Below are 24,448 nucleotides of genomic sequence, written 5' to 3'. Positions count from 1 at the left end.
CACATCGTTATCCGCCCGCGCGACGCCACGTCACCAGGCCCCGCCCGCGCAACGTCTAGGGTGGATGGTCAACAGCCGGTGAGGAGAAGGTGCATGCGAAACGTCGCTCGGACCTCGCTCGTGGACTCCGCCATCGACGAGCTGCGCCGCGAGATCGCCAGCGGGGTGTGGCCGGTCGGCACCAAGATCCCGTCCGAGAGCCAGCTCGCCCAGAGCCTGGGCATGAGCAGGCTGTCCGTACGCGAGGCGGTGCGCGTGCTGGCGCACGCGGGACTGCTGCACACCCGGCAGGGTGACGGCACCTACGTGACCGCGACCGACGAGTCCAAGATCGCCCTGCGCCGCCGGCTCGACACCGCCGCCGCCATGGACATCATCGACGTGCGCCGCGGGCTCGACCTCGTGGCCGCCAGGCTCGCGGCCGGCCGGCGCACCGAGCAGGACCTCGCCGCGATGCGCGAGGCGCTGGCCCGCAGAGACGCGGCCGGCAAGGAGGGCGACCTCGACGGGTTCGCCGACGCCGACGTCGACTTCCACCTGCGGGTGGCCGACGCCGCGCACAACGCGCTGCTCGGCGACCTCTACCGCAGCATGGGCGACGCGCTGCGCGACAGCGTCAGAGACCAGGAGCAGGCGGCGCTCGACCCCGACAGCTCCCATGCCGACCTGCTGCAGGCGATCGCCGACGGCGACGCGGCGCGCGCGGTCGCGGTCTGCGTCGCCATCCTCGACCGGCAGGAACGCGGCCTCTAGCACCTTCCGGCGGCAGGAGTCACGCGTCCGGCTTGCGCGCGCGCCCGAGAATGTGCGGCAGCGACGGAGTGGAGGGCACCGGCTTGTGCGAGAAGCGCGCGTGCTCCTCGATCACCAGCCCGCTCTCCCTGATGGCCCGCGCGGTGTCGCGGTTGGGGCGGCACCCGCCGGCCACCACCCGCCACAGCGGCGTGACGAGGTCCTGCAGCACGCCCAGCACCGTGCCGCGCGAGCGCACGTGCTCGTAGAACCGCAACTCCCCGCCCGGCCTGAGCACCCTGCACACCTCGGCCAGCGCGGCCGCCTCGTCGGGCACCGAGCACAACACCAGCGACACCACGGCCGCGTCGAACCCGCCGTCTTCGACGGGCAGCGCCCCGGCGTGCCCGGCCACCACGCGCACGGGCACCGTCACCCCACCCGCGGCCCGCTCCGCCGCCGACCGCAGCACGTCCTCCGGCTCGACCGCGACCACCTCGCGCACCTCGGGAGGGTAGTGGCGAAAGTTCATCCCGTTGCCCGCGCCGATCTCCACCACCCGCCCGGCCAGCCCGGCCAACAGCCGCTGCCGGTGCTCGGCCGTGCCCGACCGCTCCGACTCGGCGCTCATCCGTTCGTACGCGCGCGCGAACCGCGGACGCTGGAATTTCGACAGATCCCGCATAGCCCTCACGCTAGGTCCCGGACGCGCCGCTGACGCGTCCCGAACGAGCGAACACGCTCCGTATCGGCCCGTGGCACGCCACCCAGGCTCGCCGCATTCGCGCGGGGGCCGGTGCCGGGTTCACAGCCAGCACAAACGCCACCCGGCCAGAAATCGATTGATGACCACCGCGCCACATCCGGGACTCACTCACCGTAACGCTTCACAGATACTCATGAGACCGTTCAGAGCCGCGATCGTTGCCACTCCGTAACCAGCGCCCGGGGCGCCGCCTATAGCGTCCCTTCAGTGCCGTTATCAGAGGTGAACCCCGGGCCCCTTCCGCAGCGCGAGGACGCCGAGCGCTGCGACCACATGGAGTCAGGACGGCGTTGCGTGCTTCCGGCCATGCACCGGAGCCCGCACGTCTACGCGCCCGTGGGCGCCGCCGTGTAGCCGCCGGGCCTGCGCCGCAGCCAGTACGCGAGCACGGCCGCGCCGAGCAGCACCCCCCACAGCGGATACGGCCACAGCAGCAGCGCCCAGAGTTCCCCGCGTTCGACGGCGTTGACCGCCAGCCCCGGCGACGCCAGGCAGCAGGCGCCCGCAACCGCTCCCCCGACGGCGACGGGGAGCCGCACGGGCACGGGACGCCCGCGCAGCAGGGGGATCCAGCGCGGGAACACCTCGCCCCATCTGCTGATCAGGCCCAGCGTGAGCACGGCTGCCCCCACGGCCGCGAAGGCGAGCATCAGTCCCTGCAGCCTGAGCGGCAGGTCGATCGGCCCGGAGATGTCCGTCGGCCACGGCGTCAGCCAGGTCAACCGGTAGAGGGCGTAGGGCAGCGGGCACAGAGCCGCCCCGATGGTGGCCGCCCTGCCCCACCGCCGCGCCCGCACCGGCCCGGCCCAGCGGGGCAGCGCTCCGCCGAACAGGCGGAAGGTGATCCACACCCAGGCGGCGAAGGCCGCCATGTCGGCGAGCGTCCAGGCGATGCGGCCCGCGTACGAGCGCAGCCCGGCCGTGACGTTGCCCGCGTACGCCAACAGGGCGGCGCCGAGGAACGCGGCCACGGCGGCGCCGGCCACGACCAGAGCGGCGAGGGCGACGTAGCCCCAGATCCTGCCGCGGGCGCAGGCCCTGACAGCGGGCACGACGACGGCCGCGGCGAGCACCACCGGCAGGGACAGCCCTGTCACGTAGCCCAGGACCGACATGACGCCGGCGTCGGACATCACGACGCCGAAGAACAGCACCTGGACGATCGCGCCCGCCTTGACCAGCGGGGTCGGCCGGCCGGAAAGCAGCGCGACGGCCAGTCCCGCGAGACCGGCGGCGACCGTCATCGCGCCACCCGCCTCGTGCTCGAACAGGTGCGAGAGCGAGACCGTGACGCGGTCGCGAGCGCCGAAGGGGTACGACGCCGGAGTCGTCCACCACAGCGCGCCGACGGCCGTCACGGCCAGTGACAGCAGTACTCCGAGTGGTTTCATGGCAGATCACGCTAGGAAGCCGGGCCGGCCGCCGCCTCCCCCACGTGAGGGAGGTGCGCGCGCGGCCCGTCGGCTAGCTTCTGACCTGTGACCATTCACTGGAGGGCGGTGCTCTACCAGCTGCTGGGGGCGGCGCTGCTGACCCCGGTGGCGGCGGTCCTGGCGCTGCTCGTGGTGACGGAGATGTCGCTGTCGCGGGTGCTGCTGCTGTGGGTGCTCTGCCTGCCCGCGTCGGGTCTGGTGGCCTGCGTGCCGCTGGTGGGGAGGCTGGAGGTTGTCGCGCTGCGGGAGTTGCTCGGCGTGGCGGTTCCCGAGCATCCGGACCGCGTCTACCTGGGAGTTCTGACCGCCCTGCACCTGTTCGTGGGGGCCACGCTGAGCGCGGGCGCGCTGGCGCTGGCGCCCGGTGTCCCCGCGGTGCTCTCGCCCGGCCGCTGGCGGGCGGATCCCGGCGCGGTGGCGCAGGTCCTGCTCCTGATCGTCGTGGTGCTGGCGGTGATGGCGGGCGCGGGGCTCGGGCAGCAGCGGGCCGCCCGCAGGCTGCTGCACGCGGACCCGTCGCGGATGATCGAGGAGCTCGGCCGCCGCCAGAGCCTGGCCCTGGAGTTGCACGACTCGGTGGGGCACGCGCTGAGCGTCGTCCTGGTGCAGGCCATGGCGGCCCAGGCGGCGCTGCGGCGGCAGGACACGGTCCTGGTGGCGGAGCAGTCGCTCGGGCACCTGATGGGCGCGGCCCGCGACGCCCAGCAGGAGCTCGACGTGCTGCTTCGCGTGCTCGACGAGGGCAGCGAGGCCCGCACGCCCGCGCTGGACTCCCTGGACGCTCTCGTCGACGGGCTGGCCGTCGAGCTGCGGGCCGACCCCGTGGACCGGGTGCCGGAGGCGACGTCGCGGACGGCGTACGCGATCGCCAGGGAGGCCGTCACCAACGCGCTCAGGCACGGGCGCGGGCCGGTCAGGATGGACCTGGCGGTCGGTGCGGACGTCGTCCTCACCGTGGAGAACGAGGTCGCCGGGCGCTCCCCGTCGGGGGCCGGGCGCGGGCTGGTGGGCATGCGGATGCGGGCGCGTCTGGCCGGCGGGACGTTCGAGCAGGAGGAGGTGGACGGCACGTGGCGGATCACGGCGACGCTTCCCCGGTGAGCGGCCCCCAGCCGAGCGGGCCCGAGATCAGGCACGTGATCAGGCCCGTGATCAGGGTCGTGCTGGCCGACGACGAGCCGCTCATCCGATCGGGCTGGGCCACCGTGCTCTCCGTGCACGACGACATCGAGGTGGTCGCCGAGGCGGCCGACGGCCACGCCGCCGTCGAGCACGGCCGGACGGCCGACGTGGTGCTCATGGACATCCGCATGCCCGGCATGGACGGCCTGCGCGCCACCGACGAGCTGGCCCGCAACGCGCCCGGCACGCGGGTCATCGTGGTCACGACGTTCGAGAACGACCAGCTGGTCTGGGCCGCCCTGCGCGCGGGGGCGGCCGGCTACGTGCTCAAGCGCTCTCCCGCCTCCGACCTCGTCACCGCCATCCGGGTGGTCCACGGCCGGGACGCCGTGCTGTTCCCCGACGCCCTGCGGCGGCTGGCCGCCCCGCGCCGGGACGCGCCGCACGTGCCCGGCCTCACCCCGAGAGAGCTCGACGTCGTACGCCTGCTGGCCAGAGGGCTGAACAACGCCGAGATCGCCGCCACCCTGTACGTCACCAGGGAGACGGTCAAGACGCACGTCGGGAACGTCCTGGACAAGCTCGGCGCCCGGGACCGCACGCAGGCCGTCGTCCGCGCGTACGAGCTGGGAATCGTGCTCGCGGGTGAGAGCGCTCAGCCCTGGGGCAGGTGACGGGCATGCGAGACCCGGTCACGGTGACCACCTGCGCCGACGGTCCCCTGCTCATCAGGGGCGACTTCGAGCTGCTCACCCAGGACGGCGAGCACATCGACGCCGGCCGGGCGACCGTCGCTCTGTGCCGGTGCGGCCTGTCCTCGGTCAAGCCGTTCTGCGACGGCTCGCACAAGGCCGGCGGGTTCCGTGCCGCGAGCGAGCCGGACCCGCCGCCGTAGCGCGCGCACCGAGTGGGCGGAGCGCCGGATCCGGCCGCCCGCGTACGGCACGCCGCCGGTCAGCGCCGCCCCGAGCGCCAGCCAGCTGCACGCGGCCCGCTCCAGCACCCAGACGGGCGCCGGCAGCGCCGCCGACGCGGGGAACACCCGCCGCCCGCCCGCCCGCCGCCGTCCCGCCTCGGCCAGTCCCACGGCCAGCACAGTCAGCACAGTCAGCGCGGCCGGCACAGTCGGCCCGGCCGGCGCCGGCAGCCCACGTGGCCGCCGGACGGCCAGGGCCGCCAGCGCGGGCAACATCGGCAGGAACGCGGCCATCCGCACCGGTTGTGCCAGGTCGTCGTAGGCCTGCCGGACGCGCTGCGACCAGAACCTGCGCGCGTTACACGGGAGGCGCCGGACGTACAGGCCGGGCGCGTGCAGCTCGCGGCCGCCGTGGGCGCGCACGGTGCGGATCAGCTCCAGGTTCTCGAACAGGACGTCGCCGTCGTAACCGCCCATGCGCACGAAGAAGCCGCGCCGCACGCCGAAGGTGCCCGGGTAGTCGGCGCCGAAGGCGCGGTTGAGCAGCGTACGGGCGGTGTCCCAGCGGGCGTGCCAGGGCAGCGGGTCGAAGTAGTTCTGCGGCCTCACCAGGTCGGCGCGGGCCAGCAGGTCGTGGACCGCGGTCAGGGCGGGGAGGTCGTAGCGCACGTCGTCGTCGGCGATCACCACGCGGTCGCCCGTGGCCAGCAGCAGCCCGGTCGTGACGCCCGCGACCTTGCCGTTGGCGTAGCGCAGGCCGGCCGCCGGTCGCGCGTGCCGGACCAGGCCGCGCCACCGGGCGGCGTGGCGGGCGAAGAGATCGTCGCGGCTGCCGTCCACGACGATCACCCGCGCGTGCCGGGAGAGCCGGGCCAGGTAGCCGGTCAGCTCACCGAGCCCCTGGTCGTCGTCCCAGCGCAGCGGGAGCACGTAGTCGAGGTCGAGCGCGGTGCTCACGCCGGGACCCGCTCGTCGAGCAGCGAGCCGGCCCCGCGCCGCCAGCGGCCCATGACGTGCTCGGCCCACCGCCGTTCGAGCTCCAGCGCGCACGCGGCCCCGTACAGGATGTCGCCCGCCAGCTCGGGGTGGGCGTCCGCGAAGCCGCCGCACATGTCGTGGGCCGCGATCTGCTCGTGCACGGCGTCGGCCTGCACGTGCTCGTCGTAGAAGCGGGCGGTCTCCTGGCCGGCGCCGAGCCGGCGCAGGCCCGTGGCGCAGCGGCGGCTGGCCGGCGACGAGGTCATCTCGATCGCCGCCAGGTGGCCGAGCAGCGCCCCGCGCAACCTCCTGTGCAGCCCGAACAGCGACATCACGTTGGACAGGGCCAGCGTCACGCCGGGGACGCGGTGCAGGTAGGCGCCGTAGGAGTCGTCGAGGCCGAGGCCCCGCAGGGTGGCGCGGAACAGTTCGGCGTGCATGCGCTCGCGCCTGCCGCCGCCGTACTCGTCGGCCTGGATCTCCACCAGGGCCGCCTTGGGCCCGCCGCTGAGCCGCGGGATGCCCCAGGTGTGCGGGTCGGCCTCCTTCAGGTGGTAGATCGACCTGTGGACGACGAACTCGCGGAAGGTCGGAAGGTCCGCGTCGCGCTGCAGGAACGCGGCCACCGACGGCCCGCCGTCAGAGGAGGTCAGCGCGGTCAGCGCCTGGCGCACCTCGCGCGGCGGAACCGGCGCAGGGCCCGGCACGGCGGCTCGCAGCGCCTCCTCGAACCGCCGCTCCAGCCCTGCCCTGAACCCCAGCAGCCCCGGGTCCCACTCCCACCGGTCGTCGACCTCGTCGAACCCCTGGTAGTGGAGTTCGTAGCAGGCGAACAGGGCGAGCTGGAGATCGTCGTCGTCCAGCCCGCCGGTCGCGCGCGCGTCAGGGAACGGCGCCCCGGGCGGGCCGGCGAGCCGGTCGAACAGCAGCGACGTGATCAGGCCACGCGCAGGCGGCAGCCGCATCAGGCACCCCCGCATCCCCCGTTACTCCCGCGGTTCAAGCAGGTGGCTGCCCGTGACCGGGCCCCCTAAACGCTGACCTCCACGCACCCGCCGGCCACCCGTACGGGATAGACCGGCACCGTCACCGCGTCCTCGTCCAGGCAGCGCCCCGACACCAGGCTGAACACCTGCTTGTGCAGCGGCGAGGCGACGGTCGGCTCGCCCTTCCTGGTGCCGACGATGCCGCGGGAGAGCACGTACGCCCCGCTGAACGGGTCGCGGTTGGCCAGCGCGTGCAGGGCGCCGTCGTAGGTGCGGAAGACGGCCACCTGCACGTCACCGACCAGGGCGCAGACGCCGCGTTCCGGCAGCAGGGCGTCGAAGTCGCAGACCGGCGTCCAGCTCATCGCGCCATCACCGGCCTGATCTGGCCGCGCTCGCTGCCGAACACGATCGAGGGGTCGGGGACGCCGGGCGCGTTGACGAAGCTGACGAACCTGCTGAGCTTGTCCGGGTCGTCCAGCGTGGCCTGCCACTCGTCGGCGTACGTGGCGATGTGGTGCTCCATCTGCGCGTCGAGGTCGGCGCAGAGGCCGAGCGAGTCTTCCATGATCACCTCACGGAGGTAGTCGAGACCGCCGTCCAGCGACTCGATCCAGGCGGCGGTGCGTTGCAGCCGGTCGGCGGTGCGGATGTAGAACATGAGGTAACGGTCGATGGTCCTGATCAGCTCGTCGGTGCTCAGGTCCTTGGCGAGCAGGTCGGCGTGGCGGGGCCGGAAGCCGCCGTTGCCGCCGACGTAGAGGTTCCAGCCCTGCTCGGTGGCGATGACGCCGAAGTCCTTCGACCTGGCCTCGGCGCATTCGCGGGCGCAGCCGGAGACGGCTGACTTGATCTTGTGCGGGGAGCGCAGCCCGCGGTAGCGCAGCTCCAGGGCGATGGCCATGCCGACGGAGTCCTGCACGCCGTAGCGGCACCAGGTCGAGCCCACGCACGACTTCACGGTGCGCAGCGCCTTGCCGTACGCGTGGCCCGACTCGAACCCGGCGTCGACCAGCCGCCGCCAGATCTCCGGCAGCTGCTCGACCCTGGCTCCGAACAGGTCGATGCGCTGCCCGCCGGTGATCTTGGTGTAGAGGCCGAAGTCGCGGGCCACCTCGCCGATGACGATCAGCTTGTCCGGCGTGATCTCACCGCCCGGGATGCGCGGCACGACCGAGTACGTGCCGTTCTTCTGGATGTTGGCGAGGAAGGCGTCGTTGGTGTCCTGCAGGGTGGCCCGCTCGCCCTCCAGGACGTGCCCGTTGTGCAGCGAGGCGAGGATCGAGGCCACGGCCGGCTTGCAGATGTCGCAGCCCCTGCCCTGCCCGTGCTCGGTGATGAGCTGGGAGAACGTGCTGACCTCGCGCACCCGTACGATGTCGAACAGCTCGGCCCGCGAATACGTGAAGTGCTCGCACAGGCTCTTGCTGACCTCGACGCCCGACTTCTCCAGCAGCTGCTTGAGCATCGGCACGCAGCTGCCGCAGGTCGTGCCGGCCCGGGTGCACGCCTTGACGCCGGCCACGTCGGCGGCGCCGCCCTCGGCGATGGCGGTGCGGACGTCGCCCGCGCACACGTTGTTGCACGAGCAGACCTGCGCGTCGTCGGGCAGGTCCAGGTTCGCCGCCCCCGACCCGGTGAACAGCAGGTCGGACGGCGAGGCGGGCAGCGGCTTGCCGACGAACGGCCGCAGCGTCGTGTACGGCGAGGCGTCGCCCACGCAGATGCCGCCGAGCAGCGTCCGGGCGTCGTCGCTGATGAACAGCTTCTTGTAGACGCCGGCCACCGGGTCCATGTAGGTGACGTCGAGGGCGCCGTCCATCGCCCCGAACTGCGCCACCTCGACGCCCAGCAGCTTGAGCCTGGTCGACAGGTCGGCGCCCTCGAACGCCGCCCGGCCGCCCATGATCTGCTCGGCCGCCACCTCAGCCATCGTGTTGCACGGCCCGACGAGCCCGTAGATCATGCCCCCGGCCAGGGCGCATTCGCCGACGGCGTAGATGGAGGGGTCGGAGGTGCGCATCGCGGAGTCGACCACGATGCCGCCGCGCTCGCCCACGGCCAGCCCGGCCGACCTGGCCAGCTCGTCGCGCGGCCTGATGCCCGCGGAGAACACCACGATCTGCGCGTCCACCAGCGTTCCGTCGGGCTTGCGCAGCCCGGTGACCCGGCCCTCGCCGTCGGTGACGATCTCCTGGACGCCCGCGCCGGCGTGCACGCTCAGCCCGAGCTGCTCGATGTGGGACTTCAGTACCGAGCCGCCGCCCTCGTCCACCTGCCGGGGCATCAGCCAGGGGCTCATCTCGACGATGTGCGCCTTCAGCCCGAGCGCCCGCAGCGCGTCGGCGGCCTCCAGCCCGAGCAGGCCGCCGCCGACCACGACGCCCTCCGCGGCGTCCTTGGCGGCCACCCTGATGGCGTCGAGGTCCTCGATGGTGCGGTAGACGAAGGCGTGCCCGGCCCTCGGCACCGGCGGCACGAACGGCGCCGATCCCGTGGCCAGCACGAGCACGTCGTACGGCTCGGCGCCGCCGTCCTCGGTGACGACGTGCCCGGCCTGCCGGTCGATCGCGGTGACACGGGTGTTCAGCCTGGTCACGACCCCGCCGGGAACGGGATAGGTGAGGTCCTCCGCGGTGGTGCCCGACAGGTATGAGGTCAGCGCCACCCGGTCGTAGGCCGGGCGCGGCTCCTCCCCGATCACGGTGATCCGGCCGTCGAAGCCCTTGGCCGCGAGCGTCTCCACGAACCGGTGCGCGGCCGGCCCGTACCCCACGACGACGATCCTGTTCATACCGAAACCCCTTCCTGCTCGCACAGCCAGCCGACGATGCCCTCCACGGCGTCGCGGCAGGTGCCGCACCCGGTCGTGGCCCGGGTCGCGGCCGCCACCGCGGCCACGTCCCGCGCTCCCGCCTCCCAGCACGCCCTGATCTCGCCCTTCGTCACGTTGTTGCACTGGCAGACCCTGGCCGCGTCCGGCATCAGCGTCGGGCTGTCGGCGACCGGCGTCGCCGCCGCCCCCGGGAACAGCAGGCCGGCCCGGTCGCCGGGCAGCGGCCCGCCGCGGTCGAAGAGCTGGGTGAGCGTGCCGACGACGTCGCTCTCGCCCAGCAGGATCGCGCCGACCAGCCGGCCGTCACGGATGACGAGCTTGCGGTAGGTGCCGCGGGCCCGGTGGCTGAACCGCACCACCTCGGCGTGCTCCTCGCCGAGCTGGGTCTCGCCCATCGCGGCCAGCTCGACGCTCCTCGCCTTGAGGCGGGTGACCAGCCGGGAACCGCGGTAGCGGGCCTTGCCGCCGGTGATGACGTCCGCGGCCACGGCGGCCTGCTCCCATGCGGGCGCGACCAGGCCGTAGACGGTGCCGTCATGCTCGGCGCACTCGCCGATGGCGAAGATCGACGGGTCGTCCGTGCGCAGCTCGTCGTCCACCACCACACCGCGCCGCACCCGCAGGCCCGCCTCCGCGGCCGGCCCGGTCACCGGGCGCACGCCGCAGGCCAGCACGACCAGGTCGGCCGCGACCAGCTCGCCGCCGGCCAGCAGGACGCCGTCCTCGCGCACCGCCTCGGCGCTGACCCCGGTGCGGATCTCCACGCCCAGCCCGGCCAGCGTCTCGCCGAGCACCTCACCGGCCTCCACGTCGAGCTGGCGCTCCATGAGGTGCCCGGCCAGGTGCAGCAGCGTCACCGGCAGGCCCCGCCCGGCCAGGCCGCGGGCGGCCTCGACGCCGAGCAGGCCGCCGCCGACGACCACGGCCCTGCGGGCGTGCCCGGCGGCGGCCATGATGCGCTCGCAGTCGCCGAGCGTGCGGAACGGGATGGCCCGCTCCACGCCGGGGACGGGCGGCACGACGGCGTCGCTGCCGGTGGCGAGGACCAGCACGTCGTACGGCTCGCGCCGCCCGCCGTCCGTCACGACGTACCCGGCCTGCCGGTCGATGCGGGTGACCGTGCTGCCGAAGACCGCCTCCACGTCGTGCGCGTCGTACCAGGAGGAGTCCACCAGCCGCACCTGTTCCGGGCGCGAGCTGCCGGCCAGCACGTTGGACAGCAGCACCCGGTTGTACGGCCGGCACGACTCCGCGCCGAAAACGGTGATCTGCATGTGGGGGTCTCGGGCGCGCACCTCGCTGACCAGCCGCGACCCGGCCATCCCGTTGCCCACGACGACGAGTCTCATGAGTCCCTCTCCACTCTGACCGCGCAGACCTTGAACTCCGGCATCCCGGACACCGGATCGAGGGCCGGGTTGGTCAGCCGGTTGGCGCCCTCCCAGTGGAAGGGCATGAACACGGTGTCGCTCCTGATGGCCTCGCTGATCCTGGCCACGGCCTTGGTCTCGCCCCGGCGGCTGCTGATCCGCACGACGTCCCCCTGCGCGATGCCGAGCTGCTCGGCCAGGTCGGGATGGAGCTCGGCGAACGGCTCGGGAGCGGCCTGCACGAGCGGCGCGATCCTGCGCGTCTGCGCGCCGCTCTGGTACTGGGCCAGCACCCGGCCGGTGGTCAGGTAGACGGGATGGTCCTCGTCGGTCTCCTCGGCCGGCGGCCGGTGCTGGACGGGCACGAACCTGGCCCGGCCGTCCGGCGTGGCGAAGGAGTCGAGGAACGGCCTCGGCGTGCCCGGATGCCCCTCCGACGGGCACGGCCAGAACACGCCCGTCTCGGCGGCGATGCGCTCGTAGGTGATGCCGGAGTAGTCGGCGAGCCCGCCCGCGCTGGCCCGGCGCAGCTCGTCGAACACGGCGGCCGGCTCGCTGTCGAAGCGGTGGCCCAGCCGCGCGGCCAGCCCGGCGATGACGTCCAGGTCGCTCCGGACGCCCGCGGGCGGGTCGACGGCGCGGCGGCGCAGCAGCACGCGGCCTTCGAGGTTCGTCATGGTGCCGCTCTCCTCGGCCCACTGCGTGACCGGGAACACCACGTCCGCCAGCACCGCCGTCTCGGACATGACGACGTCGCAGACCACGAGCAGGTCGAGCGCGCCGATGCGCTCGGCCACGCGCTCGGCGGCGGGCGCCGAGATGACCGGGTTGGAGCCGAACAGCAGCAGCGCGCGCGGCCCTTCCGGTGTGCCGAGCGCGTCCAGCAGCTCGTACGCCGGCCGTCCCGGCCCGGGAAGGTCGCCGGGGCGCACCCCCCACACGGCGGCGACGTGCTCGCGGGCGGCCGGGTCGTCGATCCTGCGGTAACCGGGGAGCTGGTCGGCCTTCTGCCCGTGCTCCCGCCCGCCCTGCCCGTTGCCCTGCCCGGTCACGCACCCGTACCCGGAGCCGTACGTGCCGGGCAGGCCCAGCGCCAGCGCCAGGTTGATGAACGCGCTCACCGTGTCGGTGCCCTTGGCGTGCTGCTCGGCGCCGCGCCCGGTCAGGACGTAGGCGTTGCCGGCGGCCGCCAGCGCCCTGACCGCCTGCCGCATCTGGTGAACCGGCACCCCGGTGATCCGCTCGACCCGCTCGGGCCACCAGCCGGCCAGCGACGTGCGCACCTCCTCGAACCCCGCGGTCCGCGCGGCGACGTACGTCTCGTCCACGAGCTCGTCGGCGATGGCCAGGTGCGACATCCCCAGGGCGAGCGCCAGGTCGGTGCCGGGCGCGGGCTGCAGGTGCAGCCAGGCCTCCTTGGCGGTCCTGGTCCGCCGCGGGTCGATGACGATCAGCCGCGGCCCTGACAGGTGCCGCAGGAACGGCGGCATGGTCTCGGCCACGTTCACCCCGGCCAGCAGCACCACGTCGGCCCCGGCCAGGTCGGTGATCGGGAACGGCATCCCCCGGTCCATGCCGAACGCCCTCGTCGAGGCGGCCGCCGCCGAGGACATGCAGAAGCGGCCGTTGTAGTCGATCTGGCTGGTGCCGAGCGCGACCCTGGCGAACTTGCCCAGCGAGTACGCCTTCTCGTTGGTCAGGCCGCCGCCGCCGAACACGGCCACGGCGTCGGGGCCGTGTTCGGCACGCAGGGCGGACAGCCGCGCGGCCACGTAGTCGAGCGCGGTCTCCCATGCGACGGGCTCGCCGTACAGGAGCGGGGCGGTCAGGCGCTCGCCGTTGGTGAGCAGCTCGCCCGCCGTCCACCCCTTCTGGCACAGCGCCCCCGAGGCGTTGGCCGGGATGTCGGTCCTGGGGGTGATGGCCAGGCCTCCGCCCGTTCCTGGGCCGATTGCCATGCCGCACTGCAACGCGCAGTACGGGCAGTGCGTCCTCGTCACGTCAGACCCGGGCATGGGCGAGGCTCGCGATCACGGAGACGCCGACCTTGCGCGTGTAGCACCACCAGGTCAGCGCGGCGCAGGACACGTAGAAGGCGCCGAAGGCGAGGAACGCGGGGCCGGGCGTGCCGGCCGCGGCGAACGACATCCCGAACGCCCGGTTGATCAGGAACCCGCCGAGCGCTCCGACGGCCGAGATGATGCCGATGGCGGCGGAGGCCTGGCGCTTGCCGTACAGCAGGGCCTGCTCGCTCTCGCCGCGCTCGGCCACGGCCTTGGCCTGGAAGATGGCCGGGATCATGCGGTACGTGGAGCCGTTGCCGATGCCGGAGGTGAGGAACAACGTCTGGAAGGCCAGGAAGAACAGCCAGAAGTCGCCGGAGGTGCCGGCCAGCCACACCAGCAGCACGCCGCCGCCCATCGCGGCGAAGTTCCACAACGTGACGGGCGCGCCGCCGAACCGGTCGGCCAGCCAGCCGCCCGCCGGCCTGACCAGCGAGCCGATCAGCGGCCCGATGAAGGCCACCGCGGCGTACGGGGCGCCGGCGAACAGGTTCGCGCTCAGCAGCGGGAAGGCCGTGGCGTAGCCGATGAACGAGCCGAAGGTGCCGATGTACAGGAACGACATGATCCAGGTCTGGGCTCTGCCGGCGACGGCGAGCTGCTCGCGGGGCTCGGCCCTGGCACTGGTGAGGTTGTCCATGAAGAACCAGGCGCAGGCGGCCGACACGACGATGAGCGGGATCCAGAACCACCCGGCGGCGGCCAGCCCGAGCGAGCCGATCACCAGCGGCATGACGAGCTGGACCGAGCTGACGCCGATGTTGCCCCCCGCCGCGTTCAGCCCGAGCGCGACGCCCTGCTTGTCGCGGGGAAAGAAGTAGGTGATGTTGGCCATGCTGGAGGCGAAGTTCCCGCCGCCGAACCCGGCAAGCGCCGCGATCACCAGGAAGAGCCAGTACGGCGTGCCCGGGTCGTTGACCGCCACGCCGAGCAGCGCGGCGGGGATGAGCAGCAGCAGGGCGCTGACCACGGTGAAGGTGCGCCCGCCGAACCTCGCGGGGCCGAACGTGTAGGGGACGCGCAACACCGAGCCGATCAGGTTGGGCAGCGCCACCAGCCAGAACAGCTGGTCGGTGGAGAACTCGTACGACCCCATCCGCGTGGCGACGATGCTCCACAACGTCCACACGGTGAAGCCGAGATGCTCGGCGACGATCGAGAAGATCAGGTTGCGCCGCGCGACCCGCCTGCCTGATCTTGCCCAGAAGGCTGGGTCATCGGGGTGCCAGTCGGCGATCCAGCGCGCCATCGACCTCTCCTACGCTCGGCGTCCGGGATCTCCAAGCTAGGAAGGGCGCGTTACGCACGTTGACGGTCCGTCGCCGTGCATGCGTTACGGGTGATTCACCTCGGTAACAAGCCACGCACATGTGTCACGGCGGAAACATGCTGGAAATGATCGCTTATCACGTGCCCCTCCGGGTAACAGCACTCCAGCAAGGGGGGAGAAACATGATCAAGAAGCTTCACCATATGGGGATCAAGTCGGGCCACATGTACACCGCGGGGATGGCGTCGATCGCCGTCTCCTTCGCGGCCTGGCTCATGTCGAAGAAGATGGAGGCGGCGGGCATCGACAGGGCCGACCGCTGGGGCATCTTCATCGGCGAGTGGGCACCGTCGTTCTTCGCGCTGGGGGTGGCGCTCCGCATCGAGGAGACCCACCGCGAGCTCGAAGGGCCGGAGTCCGAGATGTACGAGCAGGCGGAGACTCGCGCCAGGACCCACGCCGGCGTGTGACGCGGAGGTCACGCAGGTCACATCACGTCCTGTGATCTGCGTGGCCGCGCGCCCCGGCCGGCCGAGCCGGTCACAGAGCCCGATCACCAGAGCCGCTCACCGGGACGAATCAGCAGAGCCGATCAGCAGGGCCGATCATGAGGGCCGATCATGAGGGCCGGTCGGCCAGGCGCCGCAGCGGAGCGTCGCTCAGGCGGTAGTGCGGCCACTCCTCCTGGCGCACCGCGCCGAGGTTCTCGTAGAAGCCGATGGCCGGCTCGTTCCAGTCGAGCACCGCCCATTCGAGCCGCTCGTATCCGCGTTCCGCGCAGATCCCGGCCAGCTCGCCCATCAGCGCCCGGCCGTAGCCGCCGCCGCGGTGCTCGGGGCGTACGTACAGGTCCTCCATGTAGATGCCGTGCACGCCCTTCCACGTCGAGAAGGTCAGGAACCACAGGGCGAACCCGGCCACGTCGCCGTCGTGCTCGGCGATGTGGGCGAACACGGCGGGCGCGGCGCCGAACAGCGCCGTACGCAACTGCTCCTCGGTCACCCGCACCTCGTGCTCGGCCTTCTCGTACGTGGCCAGTTCGCGGATCAGCATGGCGATGACGGGCACGTCAGAGGGCGTGGCGGGGCGAATCATGGCATTCAGCGTAGCGGGGGGCATGGGCGTCCCGTCCCGCCGGGTGGCCGCCATACGGGACACTGGATCCCAGGCATCCGTAACGGAGGACGGTTCATGGAACACCGCGTGTTGGGACGTACCGGTCGGCAGGTCGGCGTGGTCGGCCTCGGCGCATGGCAGCTCGGCGCCGACTGGGGCGAGGTCAGCGAGGAGGAGGCCCGCGCGACCCTGGAGGCGGCCGTGGACAGCGGGGTGACCTTCATCGACACCGCGGACGTCTACGGCGACGGGCGCAGTGAGCAGATCATCGGCCGCTTCGTCAAGGATCGTCCTGGCCTGACCGTGGCCACCAAGATGGGGCGGCGGGTGGAGCAGATCCCCGCCAACTACGTGATGTCCAACTTCCGCGCCTGGAACGAACGCTCCCGCCGCAACCTCGGCGTCGACACGCTCGACCTGGTGCAGCTGCACTGCCCGCCGACGCCCGTCTACTCGGCGGACGCCGTGTTCGACGCCCTCGACACGCTGGTGGCCGAGAAGAAGATCGCCGCGTACGGCGTGAGCGTGGAGACGTGCGAGGAAGCGCTGACCGCGATCGCCAGGCCGGGCGTGGCGACGGTGCAGATCATCCTCAACGCCTTCCGGCTCAAGCCCCTGGAACGGGTCCTGCCCGCCGCCCGCGCGGCCGGAGTGGGGATCATCGCCCGTGTCCCGCTGGCCAGCGGCCTGCTGTCGGGCCGCTACGACGAGCACACCACCTTCTCCCCGGACGACCATCGCGCGTTCAACCGGCACGGGGAGGCGTTCGACGTCGGCGAGACCTTCTCGGGCGTCGACTTCGCCACCGGCCTGGAGGCGGTCCGCCTCCTGGCTCCGCTGCTGCCGCCGGGCGCGAGCATGGCCCAGTTCGCGCTCCGCTGGATCCTCGACCAGGAGGGCGTCTCGGTGGTCATCCCCGGCGCCCGCAACCCGGCCCAGGCCACCGCGAACGCCGCCGCCGCGGACCTGCCCCCGCTGGACGCCGCGACCCTGGCGGCCGTCCGCGCCGTCTACGACGACCTGATCCGCCCTCAGGTGCACCACCGCTGGTAGGACATCCGGTCCCGTCCCTGCCTGAACCCGCGCGCCCGGAAACTGTCGGTCCCGTCGGGCAGAATCGTCGGCATCATGACTCCTTTCAACGCCGTGCGATCGCCTGCGGGTGACATCGTGGTCTTCTATGTCGGCGCCGAGCCGCGCCTGACGGCCGAGCAGGCCCTCGCCTTCGCCGACCAGCTCCGTGCCCTGGCCGCCGAGCCCGATCCGGCGCCGTCCGGCGCCCCCGTCCGGCAGCACCACGTGGCCGCATGACGTCCCGGTTTCACGCGAATGCGTCCGCAACGCCCATGACGTTGCGGACGATTCACCGCGGCGATTAGCGAACGCGACCGGTTGGCCGCTTGCTCTTCATAACCGATAAGAGCGCTTTCCAGATCCTCGGCAACCGCCGACGGACAGGCTTCCTAACTTTTGCTCCAGGGGTCCGGACTTTCCGGAAGTTCATCGTCCCGGTTATCTTCGGGCTGGACCGGACTCCGTACCGGATCGGAATGAGTGACCTGCCCGGAGACCCGACCAGATTCCCTGACATGATCAGCGAGATCGCGGAACAATTGCCGATTTTCCCTTTGGACGGCGTCCTGAGCCGCGGCCAGCCGGTCCCCCAGCTCCTCCTGAGCGGCCGCCATCTGCTTCGCCAGCTCTTCCTGAGCGACCGCCATCTGCCGCGACTGTTCCTTCTGGGCGATCGCCACCTGCTCCGCCTGGATCTCGTATGCGCGCTCCATACGCCTGCCGCCCTCGTCGAGGAGCGCGGCGAACCGCTCGTAATCGAAGCCGGGTGTTGGCTCCGGTTCCGGTAGCTTCACCACCTCGTCCAGCAGTGAAGACAGAAGCGCACCGCACTGCTCGAGGCTGTCGTGATAGCCGTTGGCGAGGCTGGTCACTCTCTCGTCCCAACTGCCGTCACCGAAGTGACTTTGCAGCTCTTGCGCCCTCCGCACGCAAGCTTCGAGGGCTTGAATTTCTGATTGAATCCTGTCTTTACTCTCCTCGCGATTGGGCATGGACTTCCTTCCCCCTGTGTCCAGGAATCAATGACCGGAGGCCGACCTCCCCACTATCGACGCAGACCGGGGCTTTCGAAAGCCTTGCTCCCGATATTTTCCAGGAGTTAGCTTGGCTGGTTCATCAGGAGCCACACACCGCCCCAGGATCAACTTGCGCCGAAATAACGGGCGGCGTACATCCCGCCTTCCTGCGGCGATCCCCTGAATTTGTGGGTGCACTTTCCGGAGATAGGGAATGTTCAGCCGAGGGCGCGGCCGGTGGGGGTGGTCCGGTCGGTGTGGTCGGCGACGCGGCCTTCGAAGAGGACGGTCCCGCCGTGCCTGCCGGGTCCCGGGCCGAGATCGATGAGCCAGTCGGCCTGGCGGATGACGTCGAGGTTGTGCTCGATGACGACGACGGTGTGGCCGTGTTCGACGAGGTCGCCGAGGACGTGCAGGAGCGTGTCGATGTCGTCCATGTGCAATCCGGTGGTGGGCTCGTCGAGCACGTAGACGGTGGGCTGCCCGGCTTCGCGGAGCTCCTTCGCGATCTTGACGCGCTGGCACTCCCCTCCTGACAGCGTGCTCAGCGACTGTCCCAGGCGCAGGTATCCCAGTCCGACGGCGGAGAGCTGCCGCAGGGCGCGGGCGATGCCCTGGTCGGGCAGCCGGGCGTCGGCCTGGTCGACGGTGAGGTCGTCGACGTCGGCGATCGACAGTCCGTTCACGGTGTGGGCGAGGACCTCCGGGGTGAAGCGCCGGCCGTGACAGGTCCGGCAGCCGACCTCCTGGCCGTCCATGAAGGCGAGGTCGGTGTAGATGACGCCGAGCCCGCCGCAGTCGGGACAGGCGCCCTCGGAGTTGGCGCTGAACAGGGCGGCGGGGACGCCGTTGTGCCTGGCGAACAGCTTGCGGATGGCGGGTGCGACGCCGGTGTAGGTGATCGGGGTGGAGCGGCGGTTGGTGCTGACCGGCTTCTGGTCGATCACGACCGCGTCGTGCTGGGCCACCAGTTCCCCGGCGAGGCTGGACTTGCCCGAACCCGCGACGCCGGTGAGCACGGTGAGCACACCCGTGGGGAACCGCACGGTGAGGTTGCGCAGGTTGTTGCGGTTGGCGTCCGCGACGGTGAAGGAGCCCGTGGCGGGGCGGGGGGCGCGCTTGATCGGCTGCTGCCTGGCCAGGGCGCGGCCGGTCGGCGAGCCGCTCTCCCTGAGCCGGGCGTAGGTGCCCTGGAACACGAGCCGCCCGCCCCCGTCGCCGGCACCGGGTCCGAGCTCGATGACCTGGTCCGCGTGGGCCATGACGGCGGGGTCGTGCTCGACGACGAGGACGGTGTTGCCGCTGTCGCGGAGCCGTTCCAGGATTCTGATCATCGACTCCACGTCGGTGGGGTGCAGTCCCACGCTCGGTTCGTCGACGACGTAGGTCATCTCGGTGAGGCTGGATCCGAGGTGCCTGACCATCTTGATGCGCTGCGACTCCCCGCCGGAGAGGGTCGTGGTCGCCCGGGAGAGCGTGAGGTAGCCGAGCCCGATCCTGATCATCCCCTCCAGCCGGGCGGTCAGTGCCTCCACGGCGGGCGCGACGCGGGCGGAGTCGATCGTACGGACGAGTCCGGCCAGTTTCGTGATCTCCATCCGGGCCATCTCACCGATCGTGTGACCGAGCACCGTGGCCGTCCGCGCGGCCTTGCCGAGCCGGTCGCCGCCGCACTCCGGGCAGGTCTCGGCGCGGGTGAAGCGGCGGATGGTCTCCTGTTTGCGCTCCGACAGGTTGTCGGACGTGTGCAGGTAGATCCGCTCGAACCGCTCGACGACGCCCTCGTAGCCTTTGGGGGGCTTGCGTCCTAGCTGCGCCGCTGCCTGACCGCCGTACAGCAGAGCCTCGCGTTCGGACGGGGTCCACCGGCGGAGCGGGGTGCCGGGGTCGAAGGATCCGATGTCGGCGTACTGGGCGTACCAGTAGCCGCCGTTGCCGAAGCCGGGCAGCAGGATCGCGCCCTCGGCGAGCGATCTGTCCAGGTCCAGGATACGTTCGACGGCGGTGACCACCACCTCCCCGAGGCCGGAGCAGGCGGGGCACATGCCGGCGGGCTCGTTGAAGGAGAAGTGGCTCGACTCGCCCACGTAGGGGTGGCTGAGGCGGGAGAACAGCAACCGCAGGTAGGTCCAGGCGTCGGTGATCGTGCCGACGGTCGAGCGCGCGTTGCCGCCGATCCGGCGCTGGTCGACGACGATCACGGGAGTCAACCCCTCGATGTGCTCGACGTCGGGGCGCGTCCACTTCGGCAACCGGTTACGCGCGAACGGCGGGAACGTCTCGTTGATCTGGTAGCCGGCCTCGGCGGCGATCGTGTCGAACACCAGCGACGACTTGCCGGAACCTGACACCCCCGCGAAGACGACCAGCCGGTTACGCGGAACGTCGACGTCCACGTCGGCCAGGTTGTTGGTCCGGGCCCGGCGGATGATGATGCTGCGCTCACTCATGTCGGAGAGGCTACGAGCAGATGTGGCCACATTCTGACCGCAACCGGTGGAAGAATTCAGGCTATGGCGGACGTCACCCAACGCATGCTGGCCCTGCTGTCGACGTTGCAGACGGGCCGTTCGTTCACCGGCGATGAACTGGCCCGGCGGCTGAGCGTCAGCCCGCGTACCCTGCGCCGGGACATCGACCGGCTCCGCGGATACGGCTATCCCGTCGACACCCAGCCCGGCCCCGGCGGCTACTACCGGCTCGCCTCCGGCCGTACGATGCCGCCGCTCGTCCTGGACGACGACGAGGCGGTGGCCACCCTGCTGGCGCTGGCCTCCCTCGCCGCCGTCGAGCCATCCACCGGGCCATCCACCGGGCCATCCACCGGGCCATCCACCGGGCCATCCACCGGGCCATCCACCGAGGAAGGGATCGACGCCGCCGCGACCCGCGCGTACGGCAAGCTCGACCAGTTTCTCCCCGCCCGGTTGCGCCCTCATGTCGCCTCCATCCGCTCCAGTCTGGAGGCGAGCCCTCAACGCGCGCCGAGCGTCGCGGCCCGGCAGCTGGGCCTCGTCGGCGAAGCCATCGCGCACCGCGAGACGATGTCGTTCACCTACACCGACGCCCGCGGCGAACGCACGGAACGGCGTGTCGAGCCCTACCGGCAGGTTCACCACCTGCTGCGCTGGTATCTGCTGGCCTGGGACGTCGACCGTGCCGACTGGCGCGTGTTCCGCCTCGACCGGGTCACCGGCCCGTCCAGGACCGGCCGCCGCTACACGCCGCGCCCGCTGCCGGCCGAGTCAGCGTCGGAATATCTGCGTCGAGGGCTCAACAGGAACAAGGAACGCGTCAGCGTCCTGGTCGAGGCGCCGGCGGCGGACGTCGTCGACGCCCTGAAGTTCCAGGACGCCGAGATCCACTCCGTGGACGACACGCACACCCGGGTCAGCCTCGCGCTGGACTCCTGGCAGTGGCTGGTCCTCAACCTCGCGTTCCTGGAGGCCGGCTTCGAGATCGACGCGGCGCCGCACCTCCTGGAGGCCTGCCGCACCTTCGGCGAACGGCTCCTCGCCGCGGCACCTGCCGGTCAGAGCGAGTCGCCCATGGTCGATGACCACGGACGTGCCGGAAGCCGCACGCGGCGCTCGGGCCCGTTAGCGTGGTGAGCCCAGCGACCCCGGAAGTGAGTGACCAGGAGGAGATGCGGTGATGCTGCTCACCCGGCTGAGCGTGCGCGGTCCGCTGACCGGCTGGCCCGCCGGTCTGCCGCCCGTCCGCCACCTAGGCGAGCATGGCCTGGAGCTCTCCGCACCGGTCACCTTCCTGGTGGGCGAGAACGGCTCGGGGAAGTCCACGATCATCGAGGCGATCGCCGACGCGTGCAAGGTCAACTCCGAAGGCGGCAAAGCCGGCACCCGTTACGCCAACACCGGCCCCGCCACCGAGCTCGGCGAGGCGCTCGACGCGTCGTTCACCGCCGAAGGGCTGCGGCTCACGCGCGGGCCCCGCCTCAAGCGCCGCTCGTTCTTCTTCCGCGCCGAGACCTTGATCAACCTCGGCCGCGCCGTCTCCGGCCTGCCCGGCTACTGGACGGAGCACCCCGACCAGCAGTCCCACGGCGAAGGCTTTCTCACCGTGCTGGAAAGCATGGTGGCGGGCCCCGGGATCTACCTTATGGACGAGCCTGAGGCGGCCCTGTCGTTCATGTCGTGCCTGCGGCTCATGGGCCTGATGGACCGCGCCGCGGCCAAGGGCGCGCAGATCATCTGCTCCACCCACTCACCGATCCTCAGCGGGCTGCCCGGCGCGCAGATCCTCGAACTCAGCGACGACGGCATCCATCCGGTGGAGTGGGACAAGCTTCAGGTCGTCGACCATTTCCGCCGTTTTCTCGGCAAGCCGGACTTCTATCTCCGGTACGTCCTGGACGACTGATCGGTCGGAGCCGGGCGGGTGCCGGCTCGCGGGAGCCGTCACCCTGGGCCGCCCCGCCGAGCGTCGACGATGACCCGGACCGGCCGGGGCACGCCTCGTACACCACTCTCCGTGCAGGTCCCAGCCCTCGGCAGGACGGGCGATAGCCGCGCCCGGCGTCAGGTACGCGCGGTCGAGTTCGTACCTCGCCCGCGTGCCGTCCTCCGCCGCGGGAGCGCCGACCTCCCGCGGCGGTGCCACGGGCCGCCTGTCGACCAGCTCCTGCCGGAGACAGCGCCGCCCTTCCACCATGCCCCGACCGTGGCAGGGCTCGCGTTCATGCAAACGGTTGCAGCCCTGATCCTGGACTGATGTGGCCCACACCCCTAGATCACTGCAACGGGTTGGCCTAGCATCCGGGGTGTCCCGAGCAGGCAGGGAGCCGCCCCATGTTGAGCCGCCGCAACGCCATGCGCGCCATGGCGATGTCCGCCCTCGCCGTCCCGATCCTCGACGCGCGCGCCGTACACGCCACGCCCGATCCGTGGGCGCGGGCGAACCACATCGTGGCCAGGGTGCGCGGGCCGAGATTCCCGCGGCGCCGGTTCGACATCCGGGCCTTCGGCGCGACCGGCGACGGGGTGACGGACTGCACGAAAGCCATCCGCTCCGCGATCAGGGCCTGCCACGCGGCGGGCGGCGGGCACGTGGACGTGCCGGAAGGGCGGTTCCTGACCGGCGCGATCCACCTGCTGAGCAACGTCGACCTGCACGTCACCGCGGGCGCCAGGCTGCTGTTCAGCACCGACCCGAAGGCGTACCTTCCGCTGGTGCTGACCAGGTTCGAGGGCGTCGAACTCTACAACTACTCCCCGCTGATCTACGCCTACGGCCAGCGGAACATCGCGGTGACCGGGTCAGGCGTGCTCGACGGGCAGGCCGACCACGATCACTGGTGGCCGTGGAAGGGGTCGGGCGACGACGGCTGGGAGCCGGGCGAGCCCCAACAGGCCGAGGCCAGGGCCGCGCTGTTCGCCCAGGCCGAGCAGGGCGTGCCGGTCACGCGGCGGAGATACGGCGAGGGCGGCTACCTGCGTCCGTCCTTCGTCCAGCCCTACCGGTGCGACAACGTGCTCGTCGAGGGCGTCACCATCGTCAACTCACCGATGTGGGAGATCCACCCCACGCTCTCGCAGAACGTTCTCGTGCAGGACGTCACGGTCGAGTCGCACGGCCCGAACAACGACGGTTGCAACCCCGAGTCGAGCCGGATGGTGGTGATCCGCAGCTGCACGTTCGACACCGGCGACGACTGCATCGCGATCAAGTCGGGACGCAACGCGGACGGCCGCCGCGTGAACGTGCCCAGCGAGCAGATCGTCGTCGAGAACTGCACCTTCCGCGACGGTCACGGCGGCATGACGATCGGCAGCGAGATGTCCGGCGGCGTACGCGAGGTCTTCATCAGGGACTGCGCGATGTCCAGCCCCAACCTCGACATCGCCCTGCGCTTCAAGACGAACTCCGTACGCGGCGGGTTCATCGAGGGCTTCCACGCCAGGGACCTCGAGATCGGCCAGGTGGGCGGCTCGGTCATCGACATCAACTTCAACTACGAAGAGGGACCCGGCCACGGATTCAACCCCGAGGTGGGCGGGATCGACGTGCGGGACGTGACCGTACGGACCGCCAACCGGGCACTCAACCTGCGCGGTTACGCCGACGCCCCGATCCGCGGGGTCACGCTGACCGACGTGGACTTCGGCGCCACCGCGACGCCGATCGTCGTCGAGCACGTCGAGGACCTGGTGCTCAAGAACGTCACCGCCAACGGCGAGCCGCTGACCGTGCCCTGACCGCGAGGGCCGCACCGGCGAATGCCCCGCATCGTGGAAAGCAGTGCCTCAGCGCCCGCCCCGGCCTCGGGCTGATGGCATCCGGCGTCGCGTCGACGATCGTCGCGCTCGGCGTGACGGCCCACGGTCACCTCCCACGGGCCAGGCCCGGCCCGATGAGTTCCGGTCACGGGAGTGGTCCACGTGGACCTGTACAGCGTCATGCCGGTGAGCGACCGTACGAAGTCGCTGGAATGGTTCGGGGTGTTCTTCGGCCGCCCCGCGGACGAGGTCATCGGCGAGGAATACCTGTGGCAGGTCGGCGAGAACGCGTGGGTCGTCGTCGACGACCGGGGCGCTGGAGCCGAGCGGGTGGGAAGAGCCATGATCACGCTCGGGGTGACCGGTCTCGACGACATCCTGGCCCGCCTCGCCACCCACGGCATCAGCCACGAACCGGTGGAGACCTACGGCAACGGCGTGCGCCATGTCGTCGTGCTGGACCCGGACGGAAACAGCCTGTCACTCGCCGAGGCGCCCTGATCGGGTGAAACCGCCCGCCGCGCTCCATGCCAG

Annotated in this window: 22 protein-coding genes; 11 read left to right on the top strand and 11 right to left on the bottom strand. The window is 71.6% G+C overall.

The window, feature by feature from the left end:
• Positions 1-93 precede the first annotated feature (93 nt).
• Positions 94-753 carry a FadR/GntR family transcriptional regulator gene (locus tag ACTWPV_RS07030; RefSeq protein WP_347646911.1) on the top strand — a complete coding sequence of 220 codons (660 nt, stop codon included), beginning with the start codon at positions 94-96 and terminating at the stop codon, positions 751-753.
• Between the two features lie 19 nt (positions 754-772).
• Here the strand turns inward: ACTWPV_RS07030 and ACTWPV_RS07025 are convergent, their stop codons facing one another.
• Positions 773-1,417, bottom strand: a complete 645-nt coding sequence (locus tag ACTWPV_RS07025) for a class I SAM-dependent methyltransferase (protein WP_443151081.1) — start codon at positions 1,415-1,417, stop codon at positions 773-775.
• A 407-nt stretch (positions 1,418-1,824) separates the two neighbouring features.
• Complete coding sequence (locus ACTWPV_RS07020; protein ID WP_347646913.1) at positions 1,825-2,889, bottom strand: hypothetical protein; 1,065 nt, start codon at positions 2,887-2,889, stop codon at positions 1,825-1,827.
• Between the two features lie 87 nt (positions 2,890-2,976).
• Here ACTWPV_RS07020 and ACTWPV_RS07015 point away from each other — a divergent pair, with 87 nt between their 5' ends.
• From ACTWPV_RS07015 to ACTWPV_RS07005, 3 genes are read left to right on the top strand one after another with little or no spacing between them, the layout of a single operon-like run.
• Complete coding sequence (locus ACTWPV_RS07015) at positions 2,977-4,032, top strand: sensor histidine kinase (protein ID WP_443151080.1); 1,056 nt, start codon at positions 2,977-2,979, stop codon at positions 4,030-4,032.
• Positions 4,029-4,727, top strand: a complete 699-nt coding sequence (locus ACTWPV_RS07010) for a response regulator transcription factor (RefSeq protein ID WP_443151079.1) — start codon at positions 4,029-4,031, stop codon at positions 4,725-4,727. Before ACTWPV_RS07015 ends, ACTWPV_RS07010 begins: the two co-directional genes overlap by 4 nt.
• A 5-nt stretch (positions 4,728-4,732) precedes the next feature.
• Positions 4,733-4,948: a CDGSH iron-sulfur domain-containing protein gene (locus ACTWPV_RS07005; protein ID WP_443151454.1), complete on the top strand. Its 216-nt coding sequence runs from the start codon at positions 4,733-4,735 to the stop codon at positions 4,946-4,948.
• Positions 4,949-5,922: 974 nt separating this feature from the next.
• On the opposite strand, the gene ACTWPV_RS07000 is transcribed toward ACTWPV_RS07005, so the two are convergent.
• The 6 genes from ACTWPV_RS07000 to ACTWPV_RS06975 all read right to left on the bottom strand — a co-directional run bounded on the left by ACTWPV_RS07000 (position 5,923) and on the right by ACTWPV_RS06975 (position 14,451).
• Positions 5,923-6,912 carry an iron-containing redox enzyme family protein gene (locus tag ACTWPV_RS07000; protein WP_443151078.1) on the bottom strand — a complete coding sequence of 330 codons (990 nt, stop codon included), beginning with the start codon at positions 6,910-6,912 and terminating at the stop codon, positions 5,923-5,925.
• A 65-nt stretch (positions 6,913-6,977) separates the two neighbouring features.
• On the bottom strand, positions 6,978-7,298 hold the full coding sequence (nirD, locus tag ACTWPV_RS06995) for a nitrite reductase small subunit NirD (protein WP_347617946.1): 321 nt from the start codon (positions 7,296-7,298) through the stop codon (positions 6,978-6,980).
• Positions 7,295-9,727, bottom strand: a complete 2,433-nt coding sequence (gene nirB / locus ACTWPV_RS06990; RefSeq protein WP_443151077.1) for a nitrite reductase large subunit NirB — start codon at positions 9,725-9,727, stop codon at positions 7,295-7,297. Before nirB ends, nirD begins: the two co-directional genes overlap by 4 nt.
• A complete protein-coding gene (locus ACTWPV_RS06985; protein WP_443151076.1) occupies positions 9,724-11,118 on the bottom strand; it encodes an FAD-dependent oxidoreductase in 1,395 nt (464 codons plus the stop codon). Before ACTWPV_RS06985 ends, nirB begins: the two co-directional genes overlap by 4 nt.
• Positions 11,115-13,139: a molybdopterin oxidoreductase family protein gene (locus ACTWPV_RS06980; protein WP_443151453.1), complete on the bottom strand. Its 2,025-nt coding sequence runs from the start codon at positions 13,137-13,139 to the stop codon at positions 11,115-11,117. Before ACTWPV_RS06980 ends, ACTWPV_RS06985 begins: the two co-directional genes overlap by 4 nt.
• Position 13,140: 1 nt before the next feature.
• Positions 13,141-14,451, bottom strand: coding sequence for an MFS transporter (locus ACTWPV_RS06975; protein ID WP_443151075.1), 1,311 nt, complete (start codon positions 14,449-14,451; stop codon positions 13,141-13,143).
• Positions 14,452-14,654: 203 nt separating this feature from the next.
• Here ACTWPV_RS06975 and ACTWPV_RS06970 point away from each other — a divergent pair, with 203 nt between their 5' ends.
• Positions 14,655-14,942, top strand: coding sequence for a hypothetical protein (locus tag ACTWPV_RS06970; protein ID WP_347646923.1), 288 nt, complete (start codon positions 14,655-14,657; stop codon positions 14,940-14,942).
• 148 nt (positions 14,943-15,090) lie between these two features.
• Here the strand turns inward: ACTWPV_RS06970 and ACTWPV_RS06965 are convergent, their stop codons facing one another.
• Positions 15,091-15,567, bottom strand: a complete 477-nt coding sequence (locus tag ACTWPV_RS06965) for a GNAT family N-acetyltransferase (RefSeq protein WP_443151074.1) — start codon at positions 15,565-15,567, stop codon at positions 15,091-15,093.
• A 96-nt stretch (positions 15,568-15,663) separates the two neighbouring features.
• Here ACTWPV_RS06965 and ACTWPV_RS06960 point away from each other — a divergent pair, with 96 nt between their 5' ends.
• Positions 15,664-16,641 (top strand): aldo/keto reductase, encoded by a 978-nt coding sequence (locus ACTWPV_RS06960; protein ID WP_443151073.1) that lies wholly within the window; start codon positions 15,664-15,666, stop codon positions 16,639-16,641.
• A 75-nt stretch (positions 16,642-16,716) separates the two neighbouring features.
• Complete coding sequence (locus ACTWPV_RS06955; protein ID WP_443151072.1) at positions 16,717-16,899, top strand: hypothetical protein; 183 nt, start codon at positions 16,717-16,719, stop codon at positions 16,897-16,899.
• Positions 16,900-17,051: 152 nt separating this feature from the next.
• Here the strand turns inward: ACTWPV_RS06955 and ACTWPV_RS06950 are convergent, their stop codons facing one another.
• Together ACTWPV_RS06950 and ACTWPV_RS06945 are read right to left on the bottom strand one after the other, a co-directional pair.
• Positions 17,052-17,654: a hypothetical protein gene (locus tag ACTWPV_RS06950; protein WP_443151071.1), complete on the bottom strand. Its 603-nt coding sequence runs from the start codon at positions 17,652-17,654 to the stop codon at positions 17,052-17,054.
• Positions 17,655-17,896: 242 nt separating this feature from the next.
• Positions 17,897-20,128, bottom strand: a complete 2,232-nt coding sequence (locus ACTWPV_RS06945; RefSeq protein WP_443151070.1) for an ATP-binding cassette domain-containing protein — start codon at positions 20,126-20,128, stop codon at positions 17,897-17,899.
• Between the two features lie 63 nt (positions 20,129-20,191).
• Here ACTWPV_RS06945 and ACTWPV_RS06940 point away from each other — a divergent pair, with 63 nt between their 5' ends.
• The 4 genes from ACTWPV_RS06940 to ACTWPV_RS06925 all read left to right on the top strand — a co-directional run bounded on the left by ACTWPV_RS06940 (position 20,192) and on the right by ACTWPV_RS06925 (position 24,415).
• Positions 20,192-21,289 carry a helix-turn-helix transcriptional regulator gene (locus ACTWPV_RS06940; protein ID WP_443151069.1) on the top strand — a complete coding sequence of 366 codons (1,098 nt, stop codon included), beginning with the start codon at positions 20,192-20,194 and terminating at the stop codon, positions 21,287-21,289.
• A gap of 43 nt (positions 21,290-21,332) precedes the next feature.
• A complete protein-coding gene (locus ACTWPV_RS06935; RefSeq protein WP_443151452.1) occupies positions 21,333-22,058 on the top strand; it encodes an AAA family ATPase in 726 nt (241 codons plus the stop codon).
• A gap of 428 nt (positions 22,059-22,486) precedes the next feature.
• Complete coding sequence (locus tag ACTWPV_RS06930; RefSeq protein WP_443151068.1) at positions 22,487-23,893, top strand: glycoside hydrolase family 28 protein; 1,407 nt, start codon at positions 22,487-22,489, stop codon at positions 23,891-23,893.
• Positions 23,894-24,076: 183 nt separating this feature from the next.
• Entirely contained in the window at positions 24,077-24,415 is a 339-nt protein-coding gene (locus tag ACTWPV_RS06925; RefSeq protein WP_443151067.1) for a VOC family protein, read from the top strand.
• The last annotated feature ends 33 nt before the right edge of the window (positions 24,416-24,448 follow it).

The organism is Nonomuraea sp. KM88, from assembly GCF_052245635.1.
In the GTDB taxonomy this organism is placed as follows: domain Bacteria; phylum Actinomycetota; class Actinomycetes; order Streptosporangiales; family Streptosporangiaceae; genus Nonomuraea.
Note: the sequence above shows the minus strand (reverse complement) of the source record. Positions and strands in the feature narration are given on the sequence as shown.

What these genes read in the sequence shown, in the direction of transcription:
- ACTWPV_RS06975 (WP_443151075.1), bottom strand. Translation starts at nt 14,451, where the DNA reads ATGGCGCGCTGGATCGCCGACTGGCACCCCGATGACCCAGCCTTCTGG.
- nirB (WP_443151077.1), bottom strand. Translation starts at nt 9,727, where the DNA reads ATGAACAGGATCGTCGTCGTGGGGTACGGGCCGGCCGCGCACCGGTTC.
- ACTWPV_RS06940 (WP_443151069.1), top strand. Translation starts at nt 20,192, where the DNA reads ATGGCGGACGTCACCCAACGCATGCTGGCCCTGCTGTCGACGTTGCAG.
- ACTWPV_RS06965 (WP_443151074.1), bottom strand. Translation starts at nt 15,567, where the DNA reads ATGATTCGCCCCGCCACGCCCTCTGACGTGCCCGTCATCGCCATGCTG.
- ACTWPV_RS07005 (WP_443151454.1), top strand. Translation starts at nt 4,733, where the DNA reads ATGCGAGACCCGGTCACGGTGACCACCTGCGCCGACGGTCCCCTGCTC.
- ACTWPV_RS06935 (WP_443151452.1), top strand. Translation starts at nt 21,333, where the DNA reads ATGCTGCTCACCCGGCTGAGCGTGCGCGGTCCGCTGACCGGCTGGCCC.
- ACTWPV_RS06950 (WP_443151071.1), bottom strand. Translation starts at nt 17,654, where the DNA reads ATGCCCAATCGCGAGGAGAGTAAAGACAGGATTCAATCAGAAATTCAA.
- ACTWPV_RS06945 (WP_443151070.1), bottom strand. Translation starts at nt 20,128, where the DNA reads ATGAGTGAGCGCAGCATCATCATCCGCCGGGCCCGGACCAACAACCTG.
- ACTWPV_RS06930 (WP_443151068.1), top strand. Translation starts at nt 22,487, where the DNA reads ATGTTGAGCCGCCGCAACGCCATGCGCGCCATGGCGATGTCCGCCCTC.
- ACTWPV_RS06970 (WP_347646923.1), top strand. Translation starts at nt 14,655, where the DNA reads ATGATCAAGAAGCTTCACCATATGGGGATCAAGTCGGGCCACATGTAC.
- ACTWPV_RS07025 (WP_443151081.1), bottom strand. Translation starts at nt 1,417, where the DNA reads ATGCGGGATCTGTCGAAATTCCAGCGTCCGCGGTTCGCGCGCGCGTAC.
- ACTWPV_RS07030 (WP_347646911.1), top strand. Translation starts at nt 94, where the DNA reads ATGCGAAACGTCGCTCGGACCTCGCTCGTGGACTCCGCCATCGACGAG.
- ACTWPV_RS07020 (WP_347646913.1), bottom strand. Translation starts at nt 2,889, where the DNA reads ATGAAACCACTCGGAGTACTGCTGTCACTGGCCGTGACGGCCGTCGGC.
- ACTWPV_RS06985 (WP_443151076.1), bottom strand. Translation starts at nt 11,118, where the DNA reads ATGAGACTCGTCGTCGTGGGCAACGGGATGGCCGGGTCGCGGCTGGTC.
- ACTWPV_RS07000 (WP_443151078.1), bottom strand. Translation starts at nt 6,912, where the DNA reads ATGCGGCTGCCGCCTGCGCGTGGCCTGATCACGTCGCTGCTGTTCGAC.
- ACTWPV_RS06955 (WP_443151072.1), top strand. Translation starts at nt 16,717, where the DNA reads ATGACTCCTTTCAACGCCGTGCGATCGCCTGCGGGTGACATCGTGGTC.
- ACTWPV_RS06960 (WP_443151073.1), top strand. Translation starts at nt 15,664, where the DNA reads ATGGAACACCGCGTGTTGGGACGTACCGGTCGGCAGGTCGGCGTGGTC.
- nirD (WP_347617946.1), bottom strand. Translation starts at nt 7,298, where the DNA reads ATGAGCTGGACGCCGGTCTGCGACTTCGACGCCCTGCTGCCGGAACGC.